Origin of the sequence: Bacillus sp. ISL-51, from assembly GCF_018613535.1 — a bacterium.
Taxonomy (GTDB): Bacteria; Bacillota; Bacilli; order Bacillales; family Bacillaceae; genus Bacillus.
Genome location: NZ_JAGGQB010000004.1, coordinates 81,260 through 106,721 on the forward strand (window position 1 = coordinate 81,260; position 25,462 = coordinate 106,721).

Consider the following 25,462-nt stretch of genomic DNA (forward strand, 5'->3'; position numbering starts at 1 on the left):
ATGATTAGCCTCCGCTGACTAAGCGCTCAACGGTCGTTTCTGCTTCGCACTCAGCATAGTGAGCCTCAGAAGAAATATTCAAGTTGATTTTCGCCATTTCCATATACCCGCGTCTCATTAAATCACGGTTATGGCGTGTTGTCCGTTCGCTGACATACGCTCTCACTGCTTGTGATATCAGTTCGTTTCTGCTTCGTTTCTCCCGCATCGCTACACCATCCAATTCAGCTACTAAGTTTTCAGGCAAGCTGATTTTCATTTCGGTTCTTGCGCTGGATTCAGACAAAAAACATACACCTCCACCAAACTTACGGATACGACCATTCATTCATCCATCCAAACATAATGATACCACTATTCAAACGCCAAGCAAAGCGGTTTTATAAATTCTCTTTTTCTGGATAATGGCTATTTGTTTGTATTTTCTTGCAGCAAAGGATTTCTTACTTCCATTATACTCCCATTTTCCAAAAACATACGGGGAACGCGGGAACTAATCGTACAAGGAATTTCGTAGTTAATCGTTTCAAGGCGTCCGGCGATTTCGTCCATCGTAATCGTTTCTTCTTTTTGACTGCCGATCAAGGTCACTTTTGTGCCCGGCGGATAGGATTGGTCTAATTCCACCATAAATTGATCCATGCAGATTCTTCCGGCGATATTCATCCGTTTGCCGTTGATGAGGACAGCTGTCCCCCGAAGCTTGCGAAGCCAGCCGTCTGCGTAACCGACGGGAACGGTTCCGATCCATTGGTCTTTATGAGCCGTGTACGTGGCGCCGTAGCTGACGCTTTCCCCTTTATGAATTTTTTTCACATGAGACAGGGTGGAATGGAACGTGAAAGCCTGCTTTAATCGAAGCGGAATTTCGTTTGTGATCTCCGCTGACGGACGAAGCCCATACATGCCGATACCGAAGCGGACCGCATTAAAAAAGCCTTTTTTCAGACGGAGACCCGCGGCGCTGTTTGCACAATGCACCATCAGTTCCTTTAAAGGAAGGGGGGCAATCAGTTTTTTGAAACGGTCAAACTGCATGTGAAAATAGCTTCTGTCCTTTTCATCCGCGGTGGCAAAATGGGTAAAAACGCCTGTACATACTAAGCCGGGATTTTGGCTGAGGATTTTTAAAACGATTTGCACCTCGTCTTCTGTTTTTACGCCGAGCCTGTTCATTCCCGTATCGACTTTCAGGTGAAAAGAGACTGTTTCACTGCCGAGGTGGCGGGCCGCTTCCTGCAGCCATTCAACGGAGTAGCCCGTCAAGGTCACGTCATATTCGGCAGCAGCCTGTACATACTCAGGCGGCACAGCGCCAAGCACGAGGATCGGTGCTGTGATGCCGCGTTTTCTCAATGAAATCGCCTCATCTAAAATGGCAACGGCAAGACATGAAGCGCCAGATTCCAGAGCGGCTTTCCCGACTTCTGCATCTCCGTGGCCGTACGCGTTTGCCTTTACAACCGCCATGAGATGGACGTTTTCGCCGATGTGTTTTTTCATATGGCTGACATTTTCTTTAATCGCAGACAGATCGATCTCCGCCCACGTATCTCTGTAAAAGGATGCTGTGTTCACTCGATACACTTCCTAGCTTTTTTTCATTGAATTTCGTTATTATCATACTAAAATTACCGGGCAAAGTGAAATGTATTCAAAAAAAAGAGACCGACAGCATCCGGCCTCTTTTTTGATTATTTTGATGACTGCCCCTGCATGCTTTTGGCGGCAGCCACCATTTCATCTTTGGTAAGGTCTTGCGATGACAAGAGATAGTCGACACCGTCATACGTCCAGGTTAAGGATGTATCCGATAATGCGGCAACCGTAAAGCCGAGATTAACCGGTTCGCCGTTCAGCGTCACGGTAGAGGCTGCTTTTGCGACCTGTGCTTTTTCCTGAATGAGAGTAAATGATTTTTCGCCTCCGTATGTCATCACGACACGTTTGCCGTCCGCTGTCGAAATATCTTTTTCTTCAAGCTTTTTGACGCCCGCCGGCACTTGAAGCGGTGTTTTTACCGCAAATGAATCAGACGGCTTGGCGCTTGTGGCGACGTCCATTTGAGAAAGCGTCATGTTTTTCTTTTCATCAAATGATTCTTTTTCAAACGGTTTGTTAAATTCAAAGCTTTTGAATTCGACTTTCACCATGACTTTGCGGTCTGTGTCCATCACCTTCACCAGCGACGGGCTCATATCTTTTTTGTTGAATGTGATAACTTGTGTCGGCAGCATTTTGTTGTGCTGATAGTTTGTTTTTGTTTCGAATGAATACTTTTTATCTTTGGCGGAATAAACGGCGTCTTTGTCTTTGATCACGTCTTTCACAAGTGATTCAAACAAATATACTTGGCTGCTGTTGTTCGGCCAGTCGCTTTGAAATCTGAAGCTCTTATTCAAGGACGGCGTGAGAACAAATACTCCGTTGGCATTCCGTAAGATGACTTGGTTTTGGTCTTTTTTCGGATTTTCTAAATAGACCCGGTATAGGGAAGGTTTTTTATGCCAGATTTCCACATTGTATACTTGCGGATCACTTCCCGTTTGAATGGTCATTTTGGCTTTTGCTTTGTATGAAGTGTATTCTTTCGCCTTCTTATCTAAACCGTTCACGATATCTTCCTGTGATTTTTGGCCGCAGGCCGAAAGAATAAGGACGGCAAGCAGTCCCGTTAAAAGCAAAACAAAGCTTTTTCTCACCTTTTTCAACCCCTTCTTCTCAATTGATGTAAAGGGAAGAAATCGCTTGTTTGACTTTAACGGTACGCCCTAAAGACGGCCTCGGGAAAAGACGGACGGACGCGTACCATAAAAGCCTCAAACAACTTGTCTCCCTTAATGCACTATCAAATATATGAGAGGGGTTCGGCTAATATGCAGACTAGCTTGACAACCTTTCAATCACGACCTGAGCAGCCGCGTATTCTTTTGTATGCGTAATGGATACATGAGCCGCTGCGCCGTCCAGTTTGGCGCAGGCAAGCACCGGCTTTCCTGAAGGGTCTTTTGCCGTTTCAATATCCTGAAAGCTGAGCTGGCTGCCGATGCCAGTGCCGTAAGCTTTAGAAAAGGCTTCCTTTGCCGCAAAACGGCCCGCGAGAAATTCAATTTTCCTTTTGTCTGACAGCGCCTTAAACCGGGCGTATTCCGCCTCTGTCAGTATTCGCTGCGGGAATCTTGCCTGCCGGCTGAGCATTGTTTCAATTCTGCTGAGCTCGACGATGTCTATTCCAATTCCGAAAATCATGTGAATTCCTCCTAAAAAGTCCGTACTAAAAAATGGTTTATCTCATAAACGTGGTACTATATAAGTATCAAAATAGATGCAAAGGGGCAAACGATGTTTATACGAACGGAAAATTTCCAGACCTTTATCAGACGTTATCCGGCTGTCAGCTGTATTCTAGCCCTGCAGGCGCTGTTATGGCTGTTTTTTAAAATGCCCGTTCATTCCGTCATGATGTGGGGAGACGCAGTGACAGGCTATAATTTCGGCGTTGCCGGCGGAGAATGGTGGCGGCTTGTCACACCGGTTTTTTTACATGCCAATTTTACCCACCTTCTGTTTAATTCAATGTCTATCTTCTTATTTGCGCCTCCGCTGGAGCAGATGCTCGGAAAAGTCCGTTTTCTTATTGTGTATATCGGGTCCGGCATCATCGGCAATATCGGAACTTACCTTATCGAGCCGCTGGATTATGTACATGTCGGCGCCTCCGGTGCGATCTTCGGCCTGTTCGGCGTGTATCTGTTTCTGACTGTTTTCCGTAAGGAGCTGATCGACCAGGATCAGTCTAAAATGATTGTCACCCTGCTCATCATTGCGGTTCTGATGACATTTATCAATTCCAATATTAACATTATGGCGCATTTGTTCGGTTTGGCAGGCGGTTTTTTGCTTTCTTTTCTATGCGTGCATCAAAAAAAGCGGCGGTTTTAACCGTCCGCTTTTTCATATGAATACCAGCTTCTGATGCGTTCTGCGTCTTCCTCGCTGACATCTCTCAGCATGACATAATCCATGTGGCTCGCTGATTTCACAGCCGTGGCAACGGAAGCGAGCCGTTTTCTTTTTTGTAAAAAGGATTGGCTTACTTCGTACATCTGCATTCTTCTTCTCAGCATAATCGTTGTCGTCTTTCCGATCAGCCTTGTGGTGAGCTGGAGTTTTTCCCCGTTTAAAAACCATGACGCATCTTTAAAAGCGGCATAACCGAAAACAAGCTCTGCCGGAAGCAGAAACAGCGATAAATACCCCCAAGGTTTAAAAAGGATACAAAGCGGAACCATCACAAAAACTGAAAAAATAACGGATCGGAACAAATAACGCCGCAGCGACCTTCTCGGCAGATGATGCCGCTTTTCTTCAAGCACGTAGTCCTTCGTAAATTCGCCAAGCATTCCGGACAGCTTTGATTTGCGGATAAGCGGAAACAGAATCGTCTGAAGGCCCTCTTTCTCATTGCCGGATTTGCCCGCGCTGACAATGGTGACTGTCGCATATCCGAAAAGCTGCCTGACGATATTTTCTTTTATTTTAATCGCTTGGATTTTACGGAGCGGAATCGTCACTTGATGCTTTTCAATAATTCCTCTTGAAATGACCAATTCATGCTCCTTTTTTTCAACCTGAAAGTTGGCATGCTTGATCATCATACCCGCGATACTTAACAGCCACGCGATAAAAAGGCCGATAAAAATGATAACGGCGTAGATTCCTACACTGGCATGTTTCAGAAAAGAAAATCTGTCATAGAACCAATCCATCGGAAATACTTCGTCAATCTGAGAAATCAGGGCAAAGACCGCTGAAATAATGACGCCGATTCCGCCGGATGTTGAGGCTGCCATGAGAAGTTCTCCTAAAGACATACGGTATACAGAGTGCACGGCTTTTTCGCGAGTCGGCTCCTGCTCCGCCGAAGCCTCTTGGTGCTCCTCTTGTTCGGCTCTGCGCTTTTCTTTTTGCTGGAAAACGGCTTCTCTGATTTTTTCTGCCTCATTAAGAGAAATGGCAGACAACACAGCTTCTGCGTTTTTTCCTTCGCCGGCTGTTTCTATTTGCAGCTTGACCAGCTTAAAGAGCTGCTGAATAATGCCCGCACTCGTATTCATCGATTGAATTCTGTCAATGGAGATATATCTTTTTTGTGTGAAAAACAATCCCTCTTCTATTCTGAATTCGCCATCTTCAATGCGGTACGTGAATTTTCTCCACTCGATAACACTTGCCGCGATAAGCCATACCAGCAATACGAGAAGTGCTATGCCGCCGTAAAAGCGGATAAAGTGGTTTGAATTGACGATGTATACGAAAAAGAAAGGAAGAATAATATTTTTAATGGTATGGATAATAATATGAAATAAGTTCAAAATCACGGCCGCCGGATGCAGACGTTTCGGTTCAGACATCATCTTCCGTCACCCTCGCCAGACGCGAAATGGAATCCCTCAGCCGGTCTGCTTCCTCCATCTCAAGCGCCGGAATCGAGTGAACGGTTGCCGCTGTCGAAATTTTGACTGAGGCCAGGCGGTATTTTCTGAGGAGTGGCCCCTGTGAGGTGTCTACGTGCTGCACCCTGACCATCGGCACAATGACCCGTTTGACAATAAAAATGCCGGATTGGATATCAATTTCATTTTCATGTACTTCATACCGCCAGATCCTGTGCCTGATCTTCGGTATCGCATAAATGGTGATCACCGAACCGATGACCCAAATGATGCCGAGAATTCCGCTGATCCAGTACGGCCAATGGAAGTAATAGCTTAAGACGGCTTCTGCAATGACGGCAAGAAGACAAACGGCTGATAAGATGACTTCTTGAAGGCGCCATACCTTTAAGCCGTTCGGACTGATTTGATTTTTTGGCTGTGCTCTCAAAATACCTACCTCCCGCTTCTTATCATACATACAAGTACGGTCTTGTTGCAAAAAAGATTCACTTTCCGGCATATAGATAAAAAGCGAACCCTTTAATGGGTTCGCTTCTGTTTCTTAGTATGATTTTTTCTGGCGTCTGTCACTGGAAGAACGGCGGTCGTTTGACCGTTTTTTATCATAGGAAGAGCGGTTGTTGCTTTTCCCTTTTCCGCCGCGGTAACCGGCGCTTTGGCCGTCTCTTCGCTTAGAAGAGCGCTGGTTTTTATAGCGTTTGCCGACCATCGGCGCTTCATCAGTGAGGCGTACAGGGGTGCTGTCCGGCTCTTTTGTCGCCATTTTAATGGCAGCTGCTACAACTGTCACTGCATCATGGTCTTCCAAAAGCTCTGCAGCGGCAGTCATGTAGAAGTTCAGGTTGTTATCGCTGATTGCCGTGCGAAGACGGTCAACGGTAACCTGCTGCTGTCCTTCGAGCGCTTCATCAAGTGTAGGCTCTTTCATGCGGTCCATTTTGCGTTTTGTCGTTTGTTCAATCGCACGCAGCATGCTTATCTCACGCGGTGTGATAAACGTCATCGCCATACCTGTTTTACCTGCGCGGCCTGTTCTTCCGATACGGTGAACATAGCTTTCAGGATCTTGAGGCACGTCAAAGTTGTACACGTGAGTAACGCCTGAAATATCAAGTCCGCGAGCCGCAACGTCAGTCGCTACAAGCACTTCAATCGCACCTTCTTTAAACTTGCGGAGCGCTACCATACGCTTCGCCTGCGTTAAGTCGCCGTGAATTCCTTCAGCTGCATATCCGCGAAGGTTCAGGGCTTCCGCCAATTCGTCAACACGGCGTTTAGTACGGCCGAAAACGATCGCAAGCTCAGGAGACTGAATGTCAAGAAGACGTGTGAGCGTATCGAATTTTTTGCGCTCTTGCACTTCCAAATAGAACTGCTGAATGTTTGAAACCGTCATTTCTTTCGCTTTTACTTTTACGTGCTCAGGCTCAGTCATAAAGCGCTCTGCAATCCGTTTGATCGGAGCAGGCATTGTTGCTGAGAATAAAAGCGTTTGGTGCTCGCTCGGCACGTTTGAAAGAATGGATTCGATATCATCAATGAATCCCATGTTCAGCATTTCGTCCGCTTCATCCATAACAACCGTGTTCACGTTGTTTAAACGGATCGTACGGCGGTTGATGTGGTCAAGAAGGCGTCCCGGCGTTCCGACAATGATGTGCGGGTTTTTCTTTAATGCACGGATCTGCCGTCCGATATCCTGGCCGCCGTAAATAGGAAGCACTTTCGCACGCTTATCTTGTCCGATCTTATATAACTCTTCAGAAACTTGAATGGCTAATTCACGGGTTGGCGCGATTACGATTGCTTGAATATTAGGAGACTCGGGGTTCATTTTTTCAACAAGGGGTATACCAAACGCAGCTGTTTTACCTGTACCTGTTTGCGCTTGTCCAATGACGTCTTTATTTGAAAGTCCGAGCGGTATCGTTTGTGCCTGAATCGGCGTTGCTTCTTCAAATCCCATACGATTAATTGCTTTCATGAGATCAGAACTTAATTGAAAATCTTGAAACGTTATAGTCAAATTATTCAAACTCCTTCTAATTGCTGTTTCAGTAATGTCGTGATTTACCACTAAAAACTGCCCTTTATACAAAGGACAGTATCCATACGTATACAAAGCCCCGAATTACTTTACGTTTAATCTTACCATTACAGTATTTGTTTTTCAATAAGGCGAGACAGGGAGAAGGCTTCAATCAGCCCGCCCGATCTCTTTTACAGATGAAGCCGGCCGGTTCAACCCGCGCCGGGCGGGGTCTTTTTCAGACAGCAGTGTTTCTTCAGCCCGGACAGATTTATTTCTCATCTTCAAAAGTAGTTTCTTCATTTTCATTATTTTTATGAAGTGCAGCTCAATTTTTTTCTTCAGTCCTTCTCTAATAAATCTTTAACGATTTCTTCAAGCTTCATACCTCTTGATGCTTTAAACAGGAGCAAATCGCCTGTATCGGCCTTTTCTTTGATGGCTTGAAGCAGCTCTTTCTTATCATTATAATGGCTGACGCGCTCTTCTTCAAAGTTTCGGCGCGCTCCTTCGGCGATGAATGTGCCGAGTGCACCGTAAGTAAACACATAATCGATGTCAGCCGGATGGATGGCGGCTCCGCATTCTGTGTGGAATGCCTCTTCATTATCTCCTAGTTCAAGCATATCGCCGAGCACGAGCATTTTTTTTCGGTAGCCTTTCATCGTTTCGATCAATTCAATCGCCGCTTTCATTGACGTCGGGCTTGCATTATACGCATCGTTAACGATAGAAATTCCGTTTTCCGTTTTGACCAGTTCCAATCTCATTCCGGTCACTTTCAGCCTGCTCAGTCCTTTTTCGGCATTATCAGGCGTGATGCCGAAATAGATCCCGGCTGCGTACGCGGCCATGGCATTCATGACATTATGCTTGCCGAGAACGGGAATAAAGAAGGATCGGTCAATGCCTTCCATTCTGAAATGGGTGCCCTCTTCTGTCTGTCTGACCTGTTGCAGGCGGAGGTCATTGTCCGGCCCGGCGCCGTATGTCGTGGTCCGGCAGTGATACGGCTTTCCGCTGAGCAGCGGCTCATCTCCGTAATAAAAGAGAACGCCGTCTTTTTGGAGGCCATTTATAATTTCAAGCTTTGCTTCCGCAATTCCTTCTCTTGAACCTAAATCCTGCATATGAGATTCGCCGATATTTGTTATGACGGCCGCTTCCGGATTGGCAAGACGGCTGAGAAAATCAATTTCGCCTTTTGCGCTCATTCCCATTTCTAAAACGGCGATTTCTGTGTCCTCCGGCATGGCGAGGACGGTCAGAGGAAGTCCGATATGGTTATTATAGTTTCCGGCGGTTTTATGGACGCGGTACTGCGTTTGCAAAACGGCGTGAAGCATATCTTTCGTCGTTGTTTTGCCATTGCTTCCGGTCACACCAATGACCCGTGTGCCCAGCTCCTGCAAATATGCTTTTGCCAGCAGCTGAAGCGCCTCAAGCGTGTCTTCTACAAGAATGACCGCCTTTTCCTTCGGCGGATTGGGCTCAGACCGATTCCACAGAACTGCGGAGACCCCTTTTTCAAATGCCTGAGGCACAAAGGAATGGCCGTTAAAATGTTCGCCTTTCAAGGGAATGAACAGCTGGTTATTTTCCAGTGTTCTTGTATCGGTTGCTGCTCCTTCAATCATTGTTTGTTCAAATACAGGGTTCGTCAGTGTGCCTTTGACCATTTCGGCGATTCGTTTTACGGTTCGCTTTATCAAAGGAAGCACCTCGCTTTCTGAAAAATTTTTCTGCTACGGGAAAAGACACTGCCCTGTCTAAGGCAGTGTCCGTCTTCATTAAAATGTATGTTTAATCAGCTGTTTTTCAGCATGACGCTCTTTTGCCAGCTCAACCAGCTGTTCGATCAGTTCGCCGTATTCTACGCCGGCTTCTTTCCACAGAAGCGGGAACATGCTGAATGGCGTGAAGCCGGGCATTGTGTTCACTTCGTTAATTAACACTTCGCCGTCATTAGTCAGGAAGAAATCAGCCCGGACAAGACCTGAGCCGTCGATCGCTTTAAACGCCTTGATGGCCATATCGCTGATCGCCGCATATTCTTCATCTGTCACCTGCGCCGGAATGATTAAATCCGTGTCGCCGTCTTCATATTTTGCTTTGTAGTCGTAAAAATCGGTTTTCGGCGCGATTTCACCGACAGCGGAACATTTCGGTTCATCATTACCGAGCACGCCGATCTCGATTTCTCTGCCTGTGATCCCTTCTTCCACGACGATTTTACGGTCATATTCGAAGGCCAGCTCGAATGCTTTTTCAAGCTCTTCGCGGCTGCGGCATTTGCTGATCCCGACGCTTGATCCGAGGTTCGCAGGCTTTACAAAGCACGGGTAGCCCAATTCTTCCTCAACCTGCTGCAAGCAGTCGCCAGGCGTTTGTTTCCAGTCTTTTTTCAAGAAAGCGGCGTACTTCGCCTGAGGAAGACCGGCTTGGGCAAACAAATGCTTCATGACGACTTTATCCATACCGGCTGAAGATGCCAGCACTCCGTTGCCGACGTAAGGAACGTTTAACAGCTCCAAAAGACCTTGAATCGTGCCGTCTTCCCCGTTCGGCCCGTGCAGAAGCGGAAATACGACATCAATCTGTGCATTTTCGTCTGATGCAGCTTCCGGGAACATTTCCCGGTTCAGTGATGACAAGGCAAAGCCCGTGCCGTTTTGCTCCAGCTGAAGCATTTTCACGTTTGAAACCGGTTCAGTCAGAAGCGGCCCTCGTTGCCATTCTCCTTTTTCGGTAATGTAAATCGGATGTATATCAAACTTATCAGTATTAAGTGCTTTCGTTACAGCCAAAGCTGTCTGCAGCGATACATTGTGCTCGGCTGACTTTCCGCCGTACACCAATCCTAGACTTGTTTTCAATGGATATTCCCCCCACAACAATTCATCTTTACTATCTTATCATTTTCATCAGAAAATGATCTATTTATTTTTGGGCATTCTAAAGGTGAAAGCATTTGTATGTAATTCCTTTTTATTTTATATTAAAATGGCATGGAAAAGGAGATGTGTCATATGAAAATAATCAGTACAACAGAACAATTTAATGAACTTATTCAATCCGACAAGGAAATCATTGTTAAATTTTACGCTGACTGGTGCCCTGACTGTACGCGTATGAATATGTTCATCGGCGATATTCTGGAAGAATATAATCAAAATGAATGGTATGAACTGAACAAGGACGAGCTTCCTGAGCTTGCCGACAAATACCAGGTCATGGGCATACCGAGCCTTCTGATCTTTAAAAACGGCGAAAAGAAAGCTCATCTTCACAGCGCAAACGCCAAATCACCTGAAGAAGTGACTGAGTTTTTGTCACAGCATATCTAATTCGTTTCATTATCTTTGTTTATGACTTCAGGCTCAACATGAACATGGACATGAGTGACATCATGTTCATGTTTGATTGCGTTTTCCACCTCATCTGCTACTTCATGGCCCTCCTTCACGGACAGCTTCGGGTCTACGGTAATGACCATTTCAACATGAACAGTGCTCCCCAAATATCTTGCTTTCACATCTTTTAAACGGCCTACGCCTTGAATTTCTCTGACGGTATGTTTGTACGGTTCCAAATCTTTCAAATCAAAACCGTCCGTTAAGGAGTGGGAAGCGTCTTTAAAAATGTCCCATGCCGTCTTACAGATAATGATGCCGATCAGAAAAGCGATAACAGGATCAATCCACGGCAGGTGAAGCCGGGCCGTTATGACGCCGATAAACGCCCCGATGCTGACATAGGCGTCAGATCTGCTGTCTTTCGCCGCCGCAAGCAGCGCCGAGCTCTTTATGCTTCCGGCAAGCCGTTTGTTATAGACGTACATGCCATACATGACGGCCGCGCTCCCAAGTGCCGTCCACGCCGCAATGTAGCTCGGCTCCGCCGTTTTTCCGCTGACAACCGCCTTTGCCCCTCCGATCAGCACTTCGATACCGACTGCCATCATAATAAAAGACGCAATCAGTGATGAAATTGTTTCAGCCCGATAATGGCCGTACGCGTGATCGCTGTCAGCGGGGCGCTGGGAAATCCGCAGCCCGATAAGCACAGCCAAGGATGCGACAATATCCGTGGCATTATTTAACCCGTCCGCTCTGAGCGCTTCGGAATGATATAAAAGGCCAATTGCCAATTTTATGGCGGCAAGGATAAGGTACGCAGCGATATTGAGAATTGCGCCCTTTTCCCCGCGTTTTAAGTTTGCCGTTTGATCATCCATGTCAGATGCCTCCATTCTACTTCATAGTATGGATGAAAAAGCAGAAAAATAGCAGTTTTGATCTGCCCGAAAGGTGTATATTCGACAATATTATTGCCCGGGAAACTTTTGTCGAAAGAATGGTGGTATTTTGCCTTTACAGATGAATAAGGGCGTTGTATACTTTCATTAATTGATAATGATTATCAGTATCATTTGATAGGAGGGTAATGATGATGTCTCCTCAACTCAGAACATCAGTTGAAGGACGAAGAAAACAGCTCATTCATCTGCTGATCAGCAATGGAATATACAAAAAATCGGAACGGCATTTATATGAATTAACATTAGGAGAATTAGAAAGCGAATATCAAATATGTAAGGAAGGTGCGGGTCATGCCGAAACGTAAAATAAAAACGTTTGAACAGCTCGTGAAAGAAAACAAAGCAGCGATTATGTCTAATCAAAAGCTGATGAATGTGATATACGACAGAATTGACCGTAAGCATCAGAAGCTTCTTCAGCATAGCAGCCATACATAAAAAAGAGCCCTTCTCAGGCTCTTTTACGAATCAAATGCTTCTGCCGCTAATTTGCCGATAACCGCATCGTCCATCGGCGGGTTGTGAAGGCCTGCCCGGACGTCCCGGTAATACCGCTGAAGGGGATTGCTCCGTTCCAGGCTTTTTGCGCCGGTGATCCTCATTGCTTTATCCACAATAGAAAGGGCTGCGTTTGTGACGATGTATTTTGCCGCGCCGAGCTCGCTTTTAATGTATTGACGGCGCTGCGGATCGTCATACATTTGCGCCGCAGTAAAGAGAAACTGCCTTACTTTTAACAATTCAAGCTCCATTTCTCCAACCCGCTGGCGTACGGCGGGCACTTCTTTGATCGGTCCGTTCAGGCTGTTCGGAGAATACTCGGACGCAAAACGAACGGCATAGTCCCTTGCCGCTTGGGCGATTCCTAAATAAGCCGCCGGAATGTGAAGCAGCCAGCCATTCACCTTTGATCCTCTCGGCCCGTTCAGAAACTCAACAAGCCGATCGTCACTGACAGTGACATGATGTAAAAGAAGATCATGGCTTCCGGTCGCCTTCATCGCAATCATATCCCACGTTTCTTCCACAGAAACCCCTGCTTGATCCTTGTGAATCAGGAAAACACCCGTCGTTTGCTTTTCTTCAATCCATGCCGTTACTAACATGTAATCCAGTATCAGCGAAAGCGTCGTAAAGGTTTTTCTGCCGTTTAAGACCCACTTGCCGTCTCGTTTCACAGCGGCCGTGCCGGGTCTTCCCCCTCTTGTCGGGCTTCCGGTCTGCGCCTCAGTCGCCGCTCTGTTTAGGACGGCTCCTTTTTTTACTTCTTCTGTAATAAATGTGAAGACATCTGGATTCCAGCTGTTTCCTTCCCCGAGCTCACCCATGACGGATAAATGCCAGCCAATTCCGAGAGCGACAGCCGCGTCTTTCTGTGCCAGCCGTTCTTGAAGCAGCACCATGTCATAAACGGACATGCCAGCGCCGCCGTGAGATACGGGAACCGTTAACGCCGTATAACCGGCATCCCGCAATGCTTGGATTTTCTCAGCGGGAAAACGTCCCTGTTCATCATCAAGCGCGGCCGTTTCCTGGAATCCATCTGCAATCCGGCCGATTTTTTCCATCCATTCCCTCTGCCGTTCGTTCTGTATCCATAGCGATGACACTGGTATTCCCCCTTATATAATTCCGATAAATTTAATAAGTATTATAGAGATTCAGGCTTGTTTTCGCAACTGTGAGCACCCATAAAAAAAACACGCTATCTTATTGAATAGCGTGTTCAGACTGCTTCCGGGTCCCGGTCCTGCTTTAACCCGAGATAGATCAGCATATAGGTGAGATAGCCCATTGTCATCACAAGACCGCCGAAGAAAAAGCTTGAGAATATCGGCTCTTCAAACGCGGTAACTGCCGCAAGCACAATCCAGCTTGCATACAGGTAAATGATGAAATATCGGAATCCCGTCTTCATTTTATATAAAAGAAACAGACCGACTGTGGAAAACAGCCCCAAAGCAAGCCTGAAATAGACAAGATGGTCGAACCGGAACATAAATGACACAAAGGAAAAACCAAGCAATAATACAATCGGTAATGCGGTAATAAAATTTCTCAAGTGAGAGCACCTCCGTCATTACCTTTATTATAAATCAAAATAGCTGTAATTATTGATTTTTCGTGATCTTTTTCACAAAAATGTCATTCCTTTACTTTACACCCGGACATCCCGTTTGCAAAAGCTCCACCATGCGACTGCTAAAAAGAATACGATGTGGATGATAATGATGCCGACAGAAAATAACGGCGTCATTCCCGTAAACATCGGTTTTGCTCCGCTCATGTATTGCGTCAGGTCGGTATTCGCAAACAGAAGGAAGCTTCCCCATTTGTTTTGAAAGACAGACATAATGGTGACGAGTGATTTTGCGCCGTACAGCACGATAAAAGAAAGAATGACAGCCGTGGCGCTGTTTCGGAATAATGAAGAGCAAAATAATCCGAAGCATCCCATCGCAAAAGCTTCCACCCAATTCGTGCCGATCACTTTCAGCGTATTTAATAGAAGTGTTCCTGATTCAGACGTAACGGACATCCCGAAAAAGACGATGCCGAACAGCATGGAAAGAATGTAGTACGCCAAATACAGGTACAAGCTGACAAGAAACACGGTAATGAGTTTGGATACAAAAATCCGCTCCCTTTTCACAGGACGAATGAGCAGAAATTTAATCGTCTTTTTATCAAATTCCGAGGAAATAATCGTTGCCGCGATCACAATCGTTAATGCCTCAAGCAGAATATTCAAGGCGGGTGCGTACGCCATGTAGCCGATGAAATTTTCATCCGTTCCGGCACTGATGACGAGCCGTTTGATGGCAAGCGCCATGAAGAACTGCAGGGCTGCCATGAGAATAAGCGAAACTAACGTTACCTTTCGATTAAAGAGCTTCATGTGCTCGTTCAAAACCAATTTAAACATTCGTCTCTCCCTCCTCTTGAAGCGCCGTCGTCACTTTCATGAATTCATCTTCGAGTGATTCTGAATAAGGCGTAATGGAATATACAAGAAAATCTTGTCCGACCAGTGCGCGGTTCAATTCCGGAATGTCCTTCTTCGATACGCTGACGGTCATTGAATCGCCGTTTTTCTCCGGCTCGTATTGCTGTTCGGACAGCCAAGCAAACGCTTTTTCAGCCGGCTGGATTTCGATGACGGCTTTTTCTTCTTTTTCGTAAGCCCCGCGCAGCGTAACCTCTGTTTTGATTTCCCCTTTTTGAATGATGATCACGCGATCGCAAAGATCCTCCACTTCCCGCAATAAATGCGTCGCAAAGAGGATGGACGTCCCTTCCTGCTCGGCGAGTTCCTTTAAATGCTCGCGAAAGTCCTTCATTCCGCCGGGGTCGAGCCCGTTTGTCGGTTCATCTAAGATCAGCAGCTTCGGGCGGTGAAGAATCGCCTGTGCGATGCCGAGGCGCTGGCGCATACCGAGGGAATACGTTTTTACCTTGTCGTGGACGGCATTTGTCAGCCCGACCCGCTCAATCACTTCATCAAGCCTGTCTTCCGTGATTTGTTTGTGCATGTTGGCAAAGTGCTTCAGATTTTCCCACCCCGTTAAATATGGGTAAAATTCAGGATTTTCTACGATGGCGCCGACGGATTCAAGCGCTTTTTCAAATTCGGTATCATGCTGAAAGCCGTTAATCGTAATCGTGCCGCTGTTTTTCTTTAACAAGCCGACGATGATTCTGATGAGTGTGGTTTTCCCCGACCCGTTCGGACCTAACAAACCGATGATTTCGCCCTGCCTGACATCCATGCTGATGTTCTTTAAGATTTGCTTTTTGCCTATCGTTTTGTCCAGACCTTCGATATGTAAAATCGGCTCAGTCATACAGCCTTCCTCCTTTTTCACAAAAAATAAACAGTGCCCGTACATAGGCACTGTCTGCATTATAACATTTGTCATTTATTCGTGAAGGGCCGAGGGCGGATTTACGTTTTATCCGGCTTCGGACCTTTTTTTTCCGGGTCTCCATTATTGACGACATCAAGAATATCAAGCAGGAACACAAAGATCGGGATTCCGATGATTAATCCCCAGATGCCTAAGAAATGTTCAGAGAAAATCAAGACGGTAAAGGTAAAAAAGATCGGCAGTTCCGTTTTTGCTGACATCAATTTCGGGTTGAGGAAATAGGTTTCAATCGCATGGATGACGAAAATGACAAGCACGATGTAGATGACATACGCGGCCCCGCCCGTCGTATAAGCGATAATGCTGAGCGGAATGAGGGAAATCACCACACCGGCAACGGGTATTAACCCTAGGAAAAAGACCATGATGGACAGGCCGAACAGCTGCGGGAAATGCAGAATCGCCAACGCGATAAAGGTGAGAATGCAGTTCACCAGCGCGATAATAAATTGAGCCTCCAGCACTTTGCCGAATGTTCTTGCAAACTTGCTTCCGAAATAAGCAATTTCATAATAAAAAACAGACAGCTTGCTGTTTTGAAATTTTTTCATAAATTCGGTGAGCCGCTTTTTCTCGAACAGGAAAAACATGCTGAGAATCAGTGACATCACGACCTGCAAACCAAATGTGCTGATATCGGCCAAGTATGTATACAGTACATTAAATCCTTCTTTTACATAAGAACCGATATTGATATCGCCGAACACGCTCGATATCTCGTCATAAAACGGGATGATATCAGGATGATATGCGATATGTTTGATTTGTTTAACGAGCTGTTCAATCTGCTTGGCAACAACCGGGTAAAACACAAAGCCCCCGACAGTCGCCCCGACAGCCAGCGCAATATATAAAAAGGTAATGACCACCCTCTGGCTGACCCGGAAAAAACGGTTCAAAAAGTGCCGGACGACCGTTTCCAGCCGATTCATCAGAAAAGTAAAAATAAACGTAAGCAAAATCAGGTTAATCATATTTCGGAATACAACTAACACCCCAGCCAAAACAAGAAAAACACAAAAACGTCTGACACCCGGATGCTGAAAAAATTTAAAAATAGCCGCCATTTATACACTCCTGCTAGGACAAAAGCCCTTAGATTTCATCTTTCACTCTCTAATTGTAAATTATATAACAAAATGACGCTAAGGTCTTTGTCCATCTCTTAATAAATTGAAACAATTTTATTATTTTTACTCATGACGGCAGAAAAAAAGAACGGCATGCCGGATGCATGCCGTTCTGCCCCTTTATACCGCCGTTTTCATTTCTTTTACGGCTTGTGTGCTTTTTACTTCATCGAACTCGTTTTCGCTCTTCGCGACAATAATGGTGGCAATACCGTTTCCGATCAGGTTGACGATCGCTCTTCCTTCACTCATAAAGCGGTCAACACCGAGGAGAAGCGCAAGGCCCTCTAACGGAATGACCTGAAGCGCTGACAGAGTGGAGGCGAGCACGATAAATCCGCTCCCCGTCACACCGGCTGCGCCTTTAGACGTCAGCATCAGCACCAGAATGATGGTAACCTGCTGGCCGATGGTGAGGTCAACGCCGAATACCTGTGCGAGAAAAACAGTCGCCATCGACAGGTAAATCGAGGTCCCGTCCAGATTAAAGGAATAGCCCGTCGGAATCACCAGCCCGACCACTGATTTAGAACAGCCGTAGCGTTCCATTTTATCCATCATCCGCGGCAGAACGGACTCAGATGAGCTTGTGCCGAGAACGATGAGCAATTCATCTTTAATAAAACGTAGATAGTTCCACAGACTGAAACCGAATATTTTGCAGATGATGTTTAAAGCAACAAAAACAAACAGGAACATTGTGATGTAAACCGACAGCATCAGACTTGCCAGCGGCTTAATTGAGTCAAGGCCGAAATGCCCGATCGTATAGGCCATTGCCCCGAATGCGCCGATCGGCGCCGCGCGCATAATATAGCCGATGATTTTGAAAAATACGTGTGACAGTTTATCGAAGAAATCAATGATGCTTTTGCCTCTCTCACCCAATGCCGCCAGGCCGACCCCAAATAAAACGGAAAAGAATAAGACCTGAAGAATGTCGCCTTTTGCAAAGGCATCAACCATGTTGGACGGTACGATATGAGTGATAAACTCGATCCAGTCAATGCCCTGTCCCCCGTTTTGCGTGTACTGCGAGACATCTCCCTTTTCAAGCTTGCTGTAATCAAGTCCTGCTCCGGGCTTCATAATATTAACGACAAGCAGCCCGATAATAAGAGCGATTGTGGTCACAACCTCAAAGTAAATAAATGCTTTTCCCCCGACTTTTCCGACTTTTTTCATATCGCCCATCTTTGCGATACCGAGTACGATTGTCAGGAAAATGATCGGCGCGATAATCATCTTCACCGCATTGATAAATGTATCGCCGAGCGGTTTCATTTGTTTTCCCGCGTCAGGCCAAACCAGCCCGACAATAACGCCGATGATAACCGCTGTGATGACTTGAACGGTTAAATTTTTAAAGACCTTCATCCCTATTCCCCCTTGCCTCTCGTTTTGTCTATAGTGAAATGGTAGCGTTTTCACTATAGAAGGGGAAGCTTATGATCATAACGGACATTTTGGTCTTTTTGGTCTTATTCAGCGGACGAATAGGTAGCGGTTCACCGGACGGCCGACTCCGCCGTATTGAATGTCGAGCTTAATCTGGCCGTCTTTCTCCAAAAAGTCAAGGTATCGCCTTGCCGTCACCCTGGCAATTCCGAGCGCTTTTGCGGCTTCTTCGGCCGAGAGAGGCGCCGTCTGCTGTTTCATATAGGTCAATATTTCGTTCATTGTAAAATGATTCAAACCTTTCGGCAGATCTCTGGACGGATTTTGCGGCAATTTGAGCAAAACGTCGAGCTGGTCTTGGGACATGGTGTCATGCTCTTCAATCTTTCGTTTGTATTGCTTATAGTTTTCGAGCGCCTGCTTCATCCGTTCGAGCTTAAACGGCTTTAAAATATAGTCGGCGGCGCCGTTTTGCAGCATCAGCTGAATCGTCTCTTTGTCTTTTGCCGCCGAGACAATGATGGCATCGACTTCGAGCTTTTGTTTTCTGATTTCCTGCAAGGTTTTGATTCCGTCCTTTTTCGGCATGTACACATCCAATATCACCAGTTCGGGCCGCCATTCTTTTATCAGCCTGATTCCTTCTTCCCCGTTTCCTGCCGTCGCGATGACCCTGAAGCCCGCCACGCTTGTGATAAATTCTTTATTCACCTCCTGCACCATCGGATCGTCTTCAATAAGCAGCACCTTGATGTCCATATGCTGTTTCTGCCCCCTTCATCGGAAATAAGATGGAAAATGCCGATCCCTGTCCCTGCTGAGAGTCAACTTCAATGACGCCCATTCCTTTGTCGACTATTTGTTTGACGAGAAATAAACCGTAGCCTGTACCTCCTGTTTTATTTACGGTAAACCCTTTTTCATACAGGCGCGGGATGTGCTGATCGGAAATGCCGCTTCCGTTATCTTCTATTAATATAGCAAGCACTTCCTCATTTTGCTCGATACTGATGTCAATTCGTTTATCCTCCGTGTCTGCCGTTTCAAACGCGCCGAAAGCATTTTCAATTAAATTTCCGAGCAGCACGACAATGTCATGCTGGTCGACATGCTCCGGGAAGTCGGTGAGGCTGCTGTTTTCATCAATACGGACAGAAATGCCGAGTTCCTTTCCCCTTCTGATTTTGCTTAACAACAGCCCCGCCGCGGCGTCATTTTGAATCGCCTGATGAAGAAATTCAGTGACGCTTTCCTGTTCTGAGGAAGCTTTGAAAGCAAGCTGGAGGGCCTTTTCTGATTTTCCGAGCTGGATCAGCCCTGCGATGGTGTGGAGCTTGTTCATATGCTCGTGATTTTGGACCCTGAGCGCATCGACAAAGTTTTTCACACCGGTCAGTTCCTCAGCCATTTTGGCCGCTTCCGTTCTGTCCTGAAAAATGGCAACGGCTCCGATGACCTTTTTTTTCATGACGATCGGGATCCTGCTGCTCATAATCACCTTTCCGCTGACTTGAATTTCTTCATTGTAGACGGCTTGGTTGCGCTCCACGATCTCCGGAAGGCGGGAATCATTCAGAACGTCCCAAATCAGCTTTCCTGCCGTGTCTTGTTTCACATTAAATATTTGCTTCGCTTTTTCATTAAAAATGGTAATGATATGCTGATTATCAATGGCTATGACGCCCTCGTTCATCGAATGGAATGTGGCGGTTCGTTCCTCATACATTCTCACAATCTCGTGAGGCTCCAGCCAAAACATCTGTTTTTTGATGTGGCGCGCCAATAGAAAGGAGCCGGCCAAACCGAAACCGAGCGCCAGAAGGACAATAAACAGAATTTCATGCTTTAAATGAAGTAAAATATCGCCGAAGCCCGGGAGTGTTTTGCCCGCAAGGACGACACCGATCTGATTCAGCTCCCGGTCTTTCACTGGATAAAAGGCGCGGACGGCGGTGCCGATTTCGCCCTTCGCTTCTGAAAAGTAAATGTGCTCGGCAAACGCCGCCTCTTCATCCTCACCCCTTGAACGCTTTCCGATCATCGTGCTCACCGGATGTGAATAGCGGATATGATCCATATCCATCACGACGATGTAGTCGGCCTCATTTATAATCCGGATTTCTTCGACCGCATGGCGCACGTCTGCCCTTTGCTTCTTTTGCTCCAAAGCCCGCTTTACATCCGTCATCTCCGATACCGTCCGTGCTGTATTCATCAGCCTTTTTTTCAGCTCGCGCTCCTCGATATGCTGAATATTGCCGATCAGTACAATGCCCACGATCAAAAATGTAAAGATGACGACGATATAAGAAAGAATGGTGATTTTCCAGCGGATGGTAAGCTTTTTTTTCGTCATTAGCCTCTCCCTTTCCGTCTCTTTACGAAAATGGCCCGCCCGATTATGCTTGTTATAGAAAATAACGGAGGGGTTTTCGATGAAAAGTATGCTGACTTGTCTCGGATTGATGATACTCGGTATTGCAACCGCTTTATTTATCGGCTTTCATGATCGTTTCACCTCGGAAGATATGTACTATGATGACGAACAGGAAGGCCTGAAAGACCAAATTGTTTTCAAATTCAGCCATGTCGTTGCTGAAAACACCCCCAAAGGGCGGGCCGCTAAGAAGTTTGCGGACTTGGTGTATAAAAAGTCCGGCGGCAGCATTAAGATCGAAGTGTTCCCAAACGGAAGCCTCTATTCAGATAATGAAGAAATGAACGCCCTCCAAAACGGAGACGTGCAATTCATCGCCCCCTCCACTTCAAAGCTCGGCATGCTTTCTCCTGAATGGGGCGTTTTGGATCTGCCTTACGCGTTTACAAGCTATGACGCCGTTCAAAAAGGTTTAAACGGTAAAATCGGTGCACGCCTGTTTGCGTCTTTAGAAAAACAGCATTTCAAAGGGCTGGCCTATTGGACGAACGGATTTAAGCAGCTCACATCAAATAAAGGGCCGATTTTATCTCCGGATGATCTGAAAGGACAGGCATTAAGAATCATGCCGAGCAGCGTGATCGAAGACCAGTACCGCCTCCTCGGAGCGTATCCCCGTCAGGACTCCTTCAATTCGACGTTTCAGCTGCTGGAGAGCGGCCTCGTTGACGGAGAGGAAAATACGATTTCAAATATCTATTCTAAAAAATTTTATAATGTTCAAGATTATTTGACAATCAGCAATCACGGGTATCTCGGTTATGCGGTGATGACGGACGAGCGTTTTTGGAATTCGCAAACTGAAAAAACGAGGAACATTTTAAAGGAAGCGATGAAGGAAACGACCGAATGGAATGAGTCCTCCGCCGAACAGATGAACAAAGAACAGCTTGAGGAAATCAAAAAAAATTCGGCCATCAGCATTCATGTATTGACGAAAGCGGAGAAATTAAAGTGGATGAAACGCCTTGACCCGATTTACGGGCAATATAAGTCTGTCATCGGCCGCGGACTCATTCAGGAGCTTTTATCCTTGCGGCGCCAGCCCTGACTGAATCTGATACGCTGTCTTTCGTTTCGTTTATTTCTTTGCCGGGAAGTAAAAAAGAGACGAAACGAAAAGGAGATGGATATATGTTCACACATACGAAAAGGCTTCAGCATCCTGCTAAACCGGACCGTCCTGATCCATTATTCGCAAAAAAGATGCAGGAGATTTTAGGCGGGCAATACGGGGAAATATCCGTTGCCATGCAGTATTTGTTCCAAGGGTGGAATACGCGCGGAAATGAAAAATATAAGGACTTGCTGATGGACACCGCTACGGAAGAAATCGGCCATGTGGAAATGATCGCCACAATGATTGCAAGGCTGCTTGAAGACGCTCCGCTGGCAGAACAGGAGCAAGCCGCTGATGATCCTGTCATCGGCTCAATCTTAGGCGGCATGAACCCTCATCACGCGATTGTCTCAGGACTCGGAGCGATGCCGGAAAACAGCACGGGCGTTCCGTGGAGCGCCGGCTACATCGTCGCCAGCGGAAACCTGCTGGCAGATTTCCGGGCCAATCTGAACGCGGAATCACAAGGCAGACTCCAAGTAGCACGTCTGTATGAAATGACGGATGACAAAGGCGTGAAAGATATGCTCAGCTTTTTGCTGGCCCGCGATACGATGCACCAGAACCAATGGCTTGCGGCCATTAAAGAACTTGAGGCGCAGGAAGGCCCAATCGTTCCCGGCACATTTCCAAAGGCGCTTGAAAAGCAGTCATTCTCCCATCAGCTCATCAACTTCTCAGAAGGCGAAGAAAGCGCTGAACAAAATTGGCTGAAGGAAAAAGCCCCGGATGGTGAAGTATTTGAATATGTGAAGGAGCCGAAAGCATACGGCGAAAAAGCAGAATTGGGACCGGTTCCGCCTTATGTCCATAATACGCTTCCGGGACGGGAGTGAGAAAAAGCCCTGCAGCAGGGCTTTTTCTATGTGTTCAGCACCATCCATTCCGGTTCAAATCGAAGGTCAAGCTGCCGAAAGAAATCGCGTACATCGTCTGTCTCATACAGCTGAACGTTTATTGATTGAAAGGTATCGTTTTGCTTTGAGTTTGCAAAGATTTGATCGTGGCTGTGTGCCATAAACTCTTCATAGGATCGGCGGTTTTCCCATACCCCGACGATCACGGCGATGAGATGACCGTCTTCATCCGTGCGCCATCCGCCCGCTTGCCTCATAAACCCTTTTACTTTCGACAATTCACTCCATTTGGACTGGGCTTTTGAAAATTCTTCGGCTTGGATTCTGCTACATGGCATATCACCTTTTTAATCAGCATTCCGCCCCTCCCTGATGACTGTTTCAGCATGGCTGTGCTCGATACACAGATTAACGGTCCTGACATAGGACCGCGTGCGGTGAACGGCTCCTTTCGGCACAAGAAAGCTGTCGTTTGCTTTTAAAATTGCGGTTTCTTTGTTTTCAAAATCAATATGAAGCTCCCCTTCAAGAACGATGAATAACTCATCGGATTCCGGATGAGCGTGCCAATCATATTCGCCCGTGAACGGCAAGGCGCACACAATGATCATTGACTTCTGATACAGAAAAATTGGCATGCTTTTCTTTTATTACATTTGCCATGGAAAGCAGGTTCTGAACGTTCGCGATATCTCCTTTTTGTTTTTATTGTAACGCAGAAATCTGATACATGAGCTGAATATTCTGCAAGCTCATACAAAAAACGATCCGGATGTGATCCGGATCGTTTTTTTGGTTTCATGATGTCTGCCTGTTTGTTTGGATTAATCGCTGCTTCGGCTGTTTCCGCCTTTTTGGCCGATTTCCTGATAGAATTCTTTGTCATGATTTTTACTTGTGGCTTCTCCGCCTTTTTCGCCGATTTCCTGATAGAATTCTTTGTCATGATTTTTGCTTGTGGCTTCTCCGCCTTTTTGACCAATTTCCTGATAGAATTCTTTATCATGGTTGTTGCTTGTCGCTTGTCCGCCTTTTTTACCTGCTTCTTCTCTGCTCATTTTGTTTTCTTGTGCCATTTTTGAATTCCTCCTTTAATTGGTGTTGGTTGTTGATTTCCCGAATTCAGATCTCCTAAACAAAGAAAACACATTGAATGTGTTTTCGGCTGTTTTATGATTCAGCGGCCTCCATGCGCGCCAGGATACGGCGCTTTTTATAAAGCATGATGCCTGTTTCCGTAATGCTCTCTAAAGCTGAACGGTTGGCGGATGCGCCAAAGATAATGCCCGCAACCGGAACCATTTGAAGCAGTTTCTTGGTTGCAAAGGTATCACGGTAGCTGTATACGACTTCGCGCCAGCCTAGAATTTGTGAGGCAACGCGCTGATATGCGCGTTCGTTTTGATCATAATGTTTCAAGTCTTGTAAAATCGCCTTTTTTCCGATGACGTCACTTGATGCGAGCTGGAGCAATTTGACGATAAACACGCGTTCTTTTTTATCTTTCGGGTCGAATCCGTAGGCGATGGCGATGTCTTGCAGCGTCTTTAAGGATAAACCGAGCATAGCCGGAATATCTGCCGCCAGCGTAAACACGCCGCCTACCCCCGTTGCGGCGCCCTGCACGGTTGCAGTATTGATTCTTGCGCGCCCCATGGCAGCGGCGATGTCATCCATGACAGCAAGCGGGGCTTCTTGTATGTCATGCAGCGTATCAAAGGACTGCTGCGGGAGCCTCTTCTTAAACTTTTTCATGATTTGCTTCTCTGAGGTTAAATACTGGCCGCCTGTTTGAATAAAGCTTCCCGTCTCATCCAAAATGACGCCGATTTTCTTCTGAATGAATCGCGGCGTGAGCTTGTCCAAAAGCTGAAATGGCAGGCGGCTGAGTTTTTGCCAGAACCAGACCTTCTGCTGCTCCTTTTCCCATTTCCGGATTTCTTTTAATTGTGTTTGCAGGTCTTCCTGTTGTTCTGTCACCCGTCCTGCACATCCCTTCTGATTTCTTTCTTCATAGTATACCTTTATGGCGTTTTCTTTTTACACCCGAACGGATTTTTTATCCGGAAAACATTCCATTGTTTAATTTTCTTCAAATCTTTGTTTTCTTACTTTGACTTTGAAATATATAAGTGTCTCCATCGCTTATGCGGTCTGGTCGGGAATGGGGATCGTGCTGATTTCCGTGATCGGAATTTTTTTCTTCCATGAACAGTTCTCTGTCATTAAAGCTGTCTCTGTTCTTCTGATCATCATCGGTGTCGTTTCCTTAAACTTTATTTCTAAAAGTGAAACGTTATCAAACGGCATCAGCGTACATACGGACAGAAACAGATGATGAAAGGGTTAAAGGTTCTCTTCCTCATTACAGATATTGGATTTATCGTTTATTGGATTGTTACTTTTTTTGAGTGGATTCCAAAAAACATGGCGTTTAAAGATTATGATAACGCCATGGTGATGGCCTGGAACTGGTCCTTCTTTCCCTTAGATATTTTCATTTCGATAACGGGGCTGTACAGCTTGTTTCTTTATAAACGAAAACATGCGTTATGGCGCCCTTTCGCATTAATATCACTTGTGCTGACCTCTTGTTCAGGCCTGCAAGCGATTGCCTTTTGGGTATTTATCGGTGATTTTGATCTCATGTGGTGGCTATTCAATCTGTATTTGCTTCTTTATCCTTTATATTTTATTCGGAAATTGCTGGTCTCGTAAAAATAGCTGTCATTCTTTTTGATTCGGCGGTTTTCTTTTTCTTCAGGCGGGAAACACTTTTCAT

At 46.1% G+C, this 25,462-nt stretch carries 26 protein-coding genes and 4 pseudogenes; 8 read left to right on the top strand and 22 right to left on the bottom strand.

The genetic code is table 11. The annotated features are described in order from the left end of the window. Positions 1-4: 4 nt before the first annotated feature. The 4 genes from endB to acpS form a co-directional block, all read right to left on the bottom strand. Complete coding sequence (endB, locus tag J7E26_RS04140; protein WP_003156188.1) at positions 5-286, bottom strand: type II toxin-antitoxin system antitoxin EndoAI; 282 nt, start codon at positions 284-286, stop codon at positions 5-7. A gap of 122 nt (positions 287-408) precedes the next feature. Next, on the bottom strand, positions 409-1,578 hold the full coding sequence (alr, locus tag J7E26_RS04145; RefSeq protein ID WP_214813160.1) for an alanine racemase: 1,170 nt from the start codon (positions 1,576-1,578) through the stop codon (positions 409-411). A gap of 116 nt (positions 1,579-1,694) precedes the next feature. Then, positions 1,695-2,711, bottom strand: coding sequence for a LolA family protein (locus J7E26_RS04150; protein ID WP_214801567.1), 1,017 nt, complete (start codon positions 2,709-2,711; stop codon positions 1,695-1,697). A 172-nt stretch (positions 2,712-2,883) separates the two neighbouring features. Next, positions 2,884-3,249, bottom strand: a complete 366-nt coding sequence (gene acpS / locus J7E26_RS04155) for a holo-ACP synthase (protein WP_214801570.1) — start codon at positions 3,247-3,249, stop codon at positions 2,884-2,886. 93 nt (positions 3,250-3,342) lie between these two features. Here acpS and J7E26_RS04160 point away from each other — a divergent pair, with 93 nt between their 5' ends. After that, a complete protein-coding gene (locus J7E26_RS04160; RefSeq protein WP_214801573.1) occupies positions 3,343-3,942 on the top strand; it encodes a rhomboid family intramembrane serine protease in 600 nt (199 codons plus the stop codon). Here the strand turns inward: J7E26_RS04160 and J7E26_RS04165 are convergent. The 5 genes from J7E26_RS04165 to J7E26_RS04185 all read right to left on the bottom strand — a co-directional run bounded on the left by J7E26_RS04165 (position 3,939) and on the right by J7E26_RS04185 (position 10,364). Then, a complete protein-coding gene (locus tag J7E26_RS04165) occupies positions 3,939-5,417 on the bottom strand; it encodes a PH domain-containing protein (protein WP_214801578.1) in 1,479 nt (492 codons plus the stop codon). The genes J7E26_RS04160 and J7E26_RS04165 overlap by 4 nt on opposite strands. After that, entirely contained in the window at positions 5,407-5,886 is a 480-nt protein-coding gene (locus J7E26_RS04170; RefSeq protein ID WP_214801581.1) for a PH domain-containing protein, read from the bottom strand. Before J7E26_RS04170 ends, J7E26_RS04165 begins: the two co-directional genes overlap by 11 nt. A 114-nt stretch (positions 5,887-6,000) precedes the next feature. Next, complete coding sequence (gene cshA / locus J7E26_RS04175) at positions 6,001-7,485, bottom strand: degradosome RNA helicase CshA (RefSeq protein ID WP_214801584.1); 1,485 nt, start codon at positions 7,483-7,485, stop codon at positions 6,001-6,003. Between the two features lie 344 nt (positions 7,486-7,829). After that, positions 7,830-9,200, bottom strand: coding sequence for a UDP-N-acetylmuramoyl-tripeptide--D-alanyl-D-alanine ligase (locus J7E26_RS04180; protein WP_214801586.1), 1,371 nt, complete (start codon positions 9,198-9,200; stop codon positions 7,830-7,832). 78 nt (positions 9,201-9,278) lie between these two features. Then, on the bottom strand, positions 9,279-10,364 hold the full coding sequence (locus tag J7E26_RS04185; RefSeq protein ID WP_214801588.1) for a D-alanine--D-alanine ligase: 1,086 nt from the start codon (positions 10,362-10,364) through the stop codon (positions 9,279-9,281). A gap of 153 nt (positions 10,365-10,517) precedes the next feature. Here J7E26_RS04185 and J7E26_RS04190 point away from each other — a divergent pair, with 153 nt between their 5' ends. Beyond that, the gene (locus J7E26_RS04190) at positions 10,518-10,835 is read left to right on the top strand and encodes a thioredoxin family protein (RefSeq protein WP_214801590.1); all 318 of its coding nucleotides are present in this window, start codon (positions 10,518-10,520) and stop codon (positions 10,833-10,835) included. On the opposite strand, the gene J7E26_RS04195 is transcribed toward J7E26_RS04190, so the two are convergent. Further along, entirely contained in the window at positions 10,832-11,725 is an 894-nt protein-coding gene (locus tag J7E26_RS04195; protein ID WP_214801592.1) for a cation diffusion facilitator family transporter, read from the bottom strand. The two genes, J7E26_RS04190 and J7E26_RS04195, sit on opposite strands and share 4 nt — an antisense overlap. A gap of 215 nt (positions 11,726-11,940) precedes the next feature. Here J7E26_RS04195 and J7E26_RS04200 point away from each other — a divergent pair, with 215 nt between their 5' ends. Both J7E26_RS04200 and fbpB read left to right on the top strand, forming a co-directional pair. Further along, a complete protein-coding gene (locus J7E26_RS04200) occupies positions 11,941-12,114 on the top strand; it encodes a Fur-regulated basic protein FbpA (RefSeq protein WP_214801908.1) in 174 nt (57 codons plus the stop codon). Next, positions 12,101-12,247: a Fur-regulated basic protein FbpB gene (fbpB, locus tag J7E26_RS04205; RefSeq protein ID WP_214801596.1), complete on the top strand. Its 147-nt coding sequence runs from the start codon at positions 12,101-12,103 to the stop codon at positions 12,245-12,247. Before J7E26_RS04200 ends, fbpB begins: the two co-directional genes overlap by 14 nt. Positions 12,248-12,270: 23 nt before the next feature. On the opposite strand, the gene J7E26_RS04210 is transcribed toward fbpB, so the two are convergent. The 8 genes from J7E26_RS04210 to J7E26_RS04245 form a co-directional block, all read right to left on the bottom strand. Beyond that, positions 12,271-13,419, bottom strand: a complete 1,149-nt coding sequence (locus J7E26_RS04210; protein WP_214801598.1) for an acyl-CoA dehydrogenase family protein — start codon at positions 13,417-13,419, stop codon at positions 12,271-12,273. Positions 13,420-13,535: 116 nt separating this feature from the next. After that, positions 13,536-13,871, bottom strand: coding sequence for a hypothetical protein (locus J7E26_RS04215; RefSeq protein WP_061520120.1), 336 nt, complete (start codon positions 13,869-13,871; stop codon positions 13,536-13,538). Positions 13,872-13,967: 96 nt separating this feature from the next. Next, positions 13,968-14,735 (bottom strand): ABC transporter permease, encoded by a 768-nt coding sequence (locus J7E26_RS04220; protein WP_214801602.1) that lies wholly within the window; start codon positions 14,733-14,735, stop codon positions 13,968-13,970. Then, positions 14,728-15,654, bottom strand: coding sequence for an ABC transporter ATP-binding protein (locus J7E26_RS04225; RefSeq protein ID WP_214801606.1), 927 nt, complete (start codon positions 15,652-15,654; stop codon positions 14,728-14,730). Before J7E26_RS04225 ends, J7E26_RS04220 begins: the two co-directional genes overlap by 8 nt. A 101-nt stretch (positions 15,655-15,755) precedes the next feature. Beyond that, the gene (locus J7E26_RS04230; RefSeq protein WP_214801609.1) at positions 15,756-16,805 is read right to left on the bottom strand and encodes an AI-2E family transporter; all 1,050 of its coding nucleotides are present in this window, start codon (positions 16,803-16,805) and stop codon (positions 15,756-15,758) included. A gap of 183 nt (positions 16,806-16,988) precedes the next feature. Then, positions 16,989-18,245, bottom strand: a complete 1,257-nt coding sequence (dctP, locus tag J7E26_RS04235) for a dicarboxylate/amino acid:cation symporter (RefSeq protein WP_214801612.1) — start codon at positions 18,243-18,245, stop codon at positions 16,989-16,991. Between the two features lie 108 nt (positions 18,246-18,353). After that, positions 18,354-19,025: a two-component system response regulator DctR gene (locus tag J7E26_RS04240; RefSeq protein ID WP_214801615.1), complete on the bottom strand. Its 672-nt coding sequence runs from the start codon at positions 19,023-19,025 to the stop codon at positions 18,354-18,356. After that, on the bottom strand, positions 19,000-20,622 hold the full coding sequence (locus tag J7E26_RS04245) for a two-component system sensor histidine kinase DctS (RefSeq protein WP_214801618.1): 1,623 nt from the start codon (positions 20,620-20,622) through the stop codon (positions 19,000-19,002). Before J7E26_RS04245 ends, J7E26_RS04240 begins: the two co-directional genes overlap by 26 nt. Before the next feature lie 79 nt (positions 20,623-20,701). Here J7E26_RS04245 and J7E26_RS04250 point away from each other — a divergent pair, with 79 nt between their 5' ends. Together J7E26_RS04250 and J7E26_RS04255 are read left to right on the top strand one after the other, a co-directional pair. Beyond that, positions 20,702-21,754, top strand: coding sequence for a TRAP transporter substrate-binding protein (locus J7E26_RS04250; RefSeq protein WP_214801621.1), 1,053 nt, complete (start codon positions 20,702-20,704; stop codon positions 21,752-21,754). Between the two features lie 83 nt (positions 21,755-21,837). Then, positions 21,838-22,659, top strand: a complete 822-nt coding sequence (locus tag J7E26_RS04255) for a manganese catalase (protein WP_214801625.1) — start codon at positions 21,838-21,840, stop codon at positions 22,657-22,659. A gap of 26 nt (positions 22,660-22,685) precedes the next feature. Here J7E26_RS04255 and J7E26_RS04260 read toward each other — a convergent pair whose 3' ends face one another. From J7E26_RS04260 to J7E26_RS04275, 4 genes and pseudogenes are all read right to left on the bottom strand, one after another. Beyond that, positions 22,686-23,018, bottom strand: a complete 333-nt coding sequence (locus J7E26_RS04260; RefSeq protein WP_214801628.1) for a DUF4937 domain-containing protein — start codon at positions 23,016-23,018, stop codon at positions 22,686-22,688. 9 nt (positions 23,019-23,027) lie between these two features. Continuing rightward, positions 23,028-23,370 (bottom strand): annotated as a pseudogene (locus J7E26_RS04265) (cupin domain-containing protein). Between the two features lie 137 nt (positions 23,371-23,507). Continuing rightward, positions 23,508-23,756 (bottom strand): annotated as a pseudogene (gsiB, locus tag J7E26_RS04270) (glucose starvation-inducible protein GsiB); the annotation flags it as partial. A gap of 94 nt (positions 23,757-23,850) precedes the next feature. Further along, entirely contained in the window at positions 23,851-24,660 is an 810-nt protein-coding gene (locus J7E26_RS04275) for an EcsC family protein (RefSeq protein WP_214801633.1), read from the bottom strand. A 106-nt stretch (positions 24,661-24,766) separates the two neighbouring features. On the opposite strand from J7E26_RS04275, the pseudogene J7E26_RS04280 reads away from it, so the two are divergent. Together J7E26_RS04280 and J7E26_RS04285 are read left to right on the top strand one after the other, a co-directional pair. Continuing rightward, positions 24,767-25,018: pseudogene (locus tag J7E26_RS04280) on the top strand (DMT family transporter); the annotation flags it as partial. Beyond that, positions 25,015-25,420, top strand: a pseudogene (locus J7E26_RS04285) (DUF5360 family protein). The pseudogenes J7E26_RS04280 and J7E26_RS04285, both read left to right, overlap by 4 nt. The last annotated feature ends 42 nt before the right edge of the window (positions 25,421-25,462 follow it).

What these genes read in the sequence shown, in the direction of transcription:
- acpS (WP_214801570.1), bottom strand. Translation starts at nt 3,249, where the DNA reads ATGATTTTCGGAATTGGAATAGACATCGTCGAGCTCAGCAGAATTGAA.
- J7E26_RS04160 (WP_214801573.1), top strand. Translation starts at nt 3,343, where the DNA reads ATGTTTATACGAACGGAAAATTTCCAGACCTTTATCAGACGTTATCCG.
- J7E26_RS04165 (WP_214801578.1), bottom strand. Translation starts at nt 5,417, where the DNA reads ATGATGTCTGAACCGAAACGTCTGCATCCGGCGGCCGTGATTTTGAAC.
- J7E26_RS04190 (WP_214801590.1), top strand. Translation starts at nt 10,518, where the DNA reads ATGAAAATAATCAGTACAACAGAACAATTTAATGAACTTATTCAATCC.
- J7E26_RS04195 (WP_214801592.1), bottom strand. Translation starts at nt 11,725, where the DNA reads ATGGATGATCAAACGGCAAACTTAAAACGCGGGGAAAAGGGCGCAATT.
- J7E26_RS04200 (WP_214801908.1), top strand. Translation starts at nt 11,941, where the DNA reads ATGTCTCCTCAACTCAGAACATCAGTTGAAGGACGAAGAAAACAGCTC.
- fbpB (WP_214801596.1), top strand. Translation starts at nt 12,101, where the DNA reads ATGCCGAAACGTAAAATAAAAACGTTTGAACAGCTCGTGAAAGAAAAC.
- J7E26_RS04220 (WP_214801602.1), bottom strand. Translation starts at nt 14,735, where the DNA reads ATGTTTAAATTGGTTTTGAACGAGCACATGAAGCTCTTTAATCGAAAG.
- J7E26_RS04225 (WP_214801606.1), bottom strand. Translation starts at nt 15,654, where the DNA reads ATGACTGAGCCGATTTTACATATCGAAGGTCTGGACAAAACGATAGGC.
- J7E26_RS04230 (WP_214801609.1), bottom strand. Translation starts at nt 16,805, where the DNA reads ATGGCGGCTATTTTTAAATTTTTTCAGCATCCGGGTGTCAGACGTTTT.
- dctP (WP_214801612.1), bottom strand. Translation starts at nt 18,245, where the DNA reads ATGAAGGTCTTTAAAAATTTAACCGTTCAAGTCATCACAGCGGTTATC.
- J7E26_RS04240 (WP_214801615.1), bottom strand. Translation starts at nt 19,025, where the DNA reads ATGGACATCAAGGTGCTGCTTATTGAAGACGATCCGATGGTGCAGGAG.
- J7E26_RS04245 (WP_214801618.1), bottom strand. Translation starts at nt 20,622, where the DNA reads ATGACGAAAAAAAAGCTTACCATCCGCTGGAAAATCACCATTCTTTCT.
- J7E26_RS04250 (WP_214801621.1), top strand. Translation starts at nt 20,702, where the DNA reads ATGAAAAGTATGCTGACTTGTCTCGGATTGATGATACTCGGTATTGCA.
- J7E26_RS04255 (WP_214801625.1), top strand. Translation starts at nt 21,838, where the DNA reads ATGTTCACACATACGAAAAGGCTTCAGCATCCTGCTAAACCGGACCGT.
- J7E26_RS04260 (WP_214801628.1), bottom strand. Translation starts at nt 23,018, where the DNA reads ATGCCATGTAGCAGAATCCAAGCCGAAGAATTTTCAAAAGCCCAGTCC.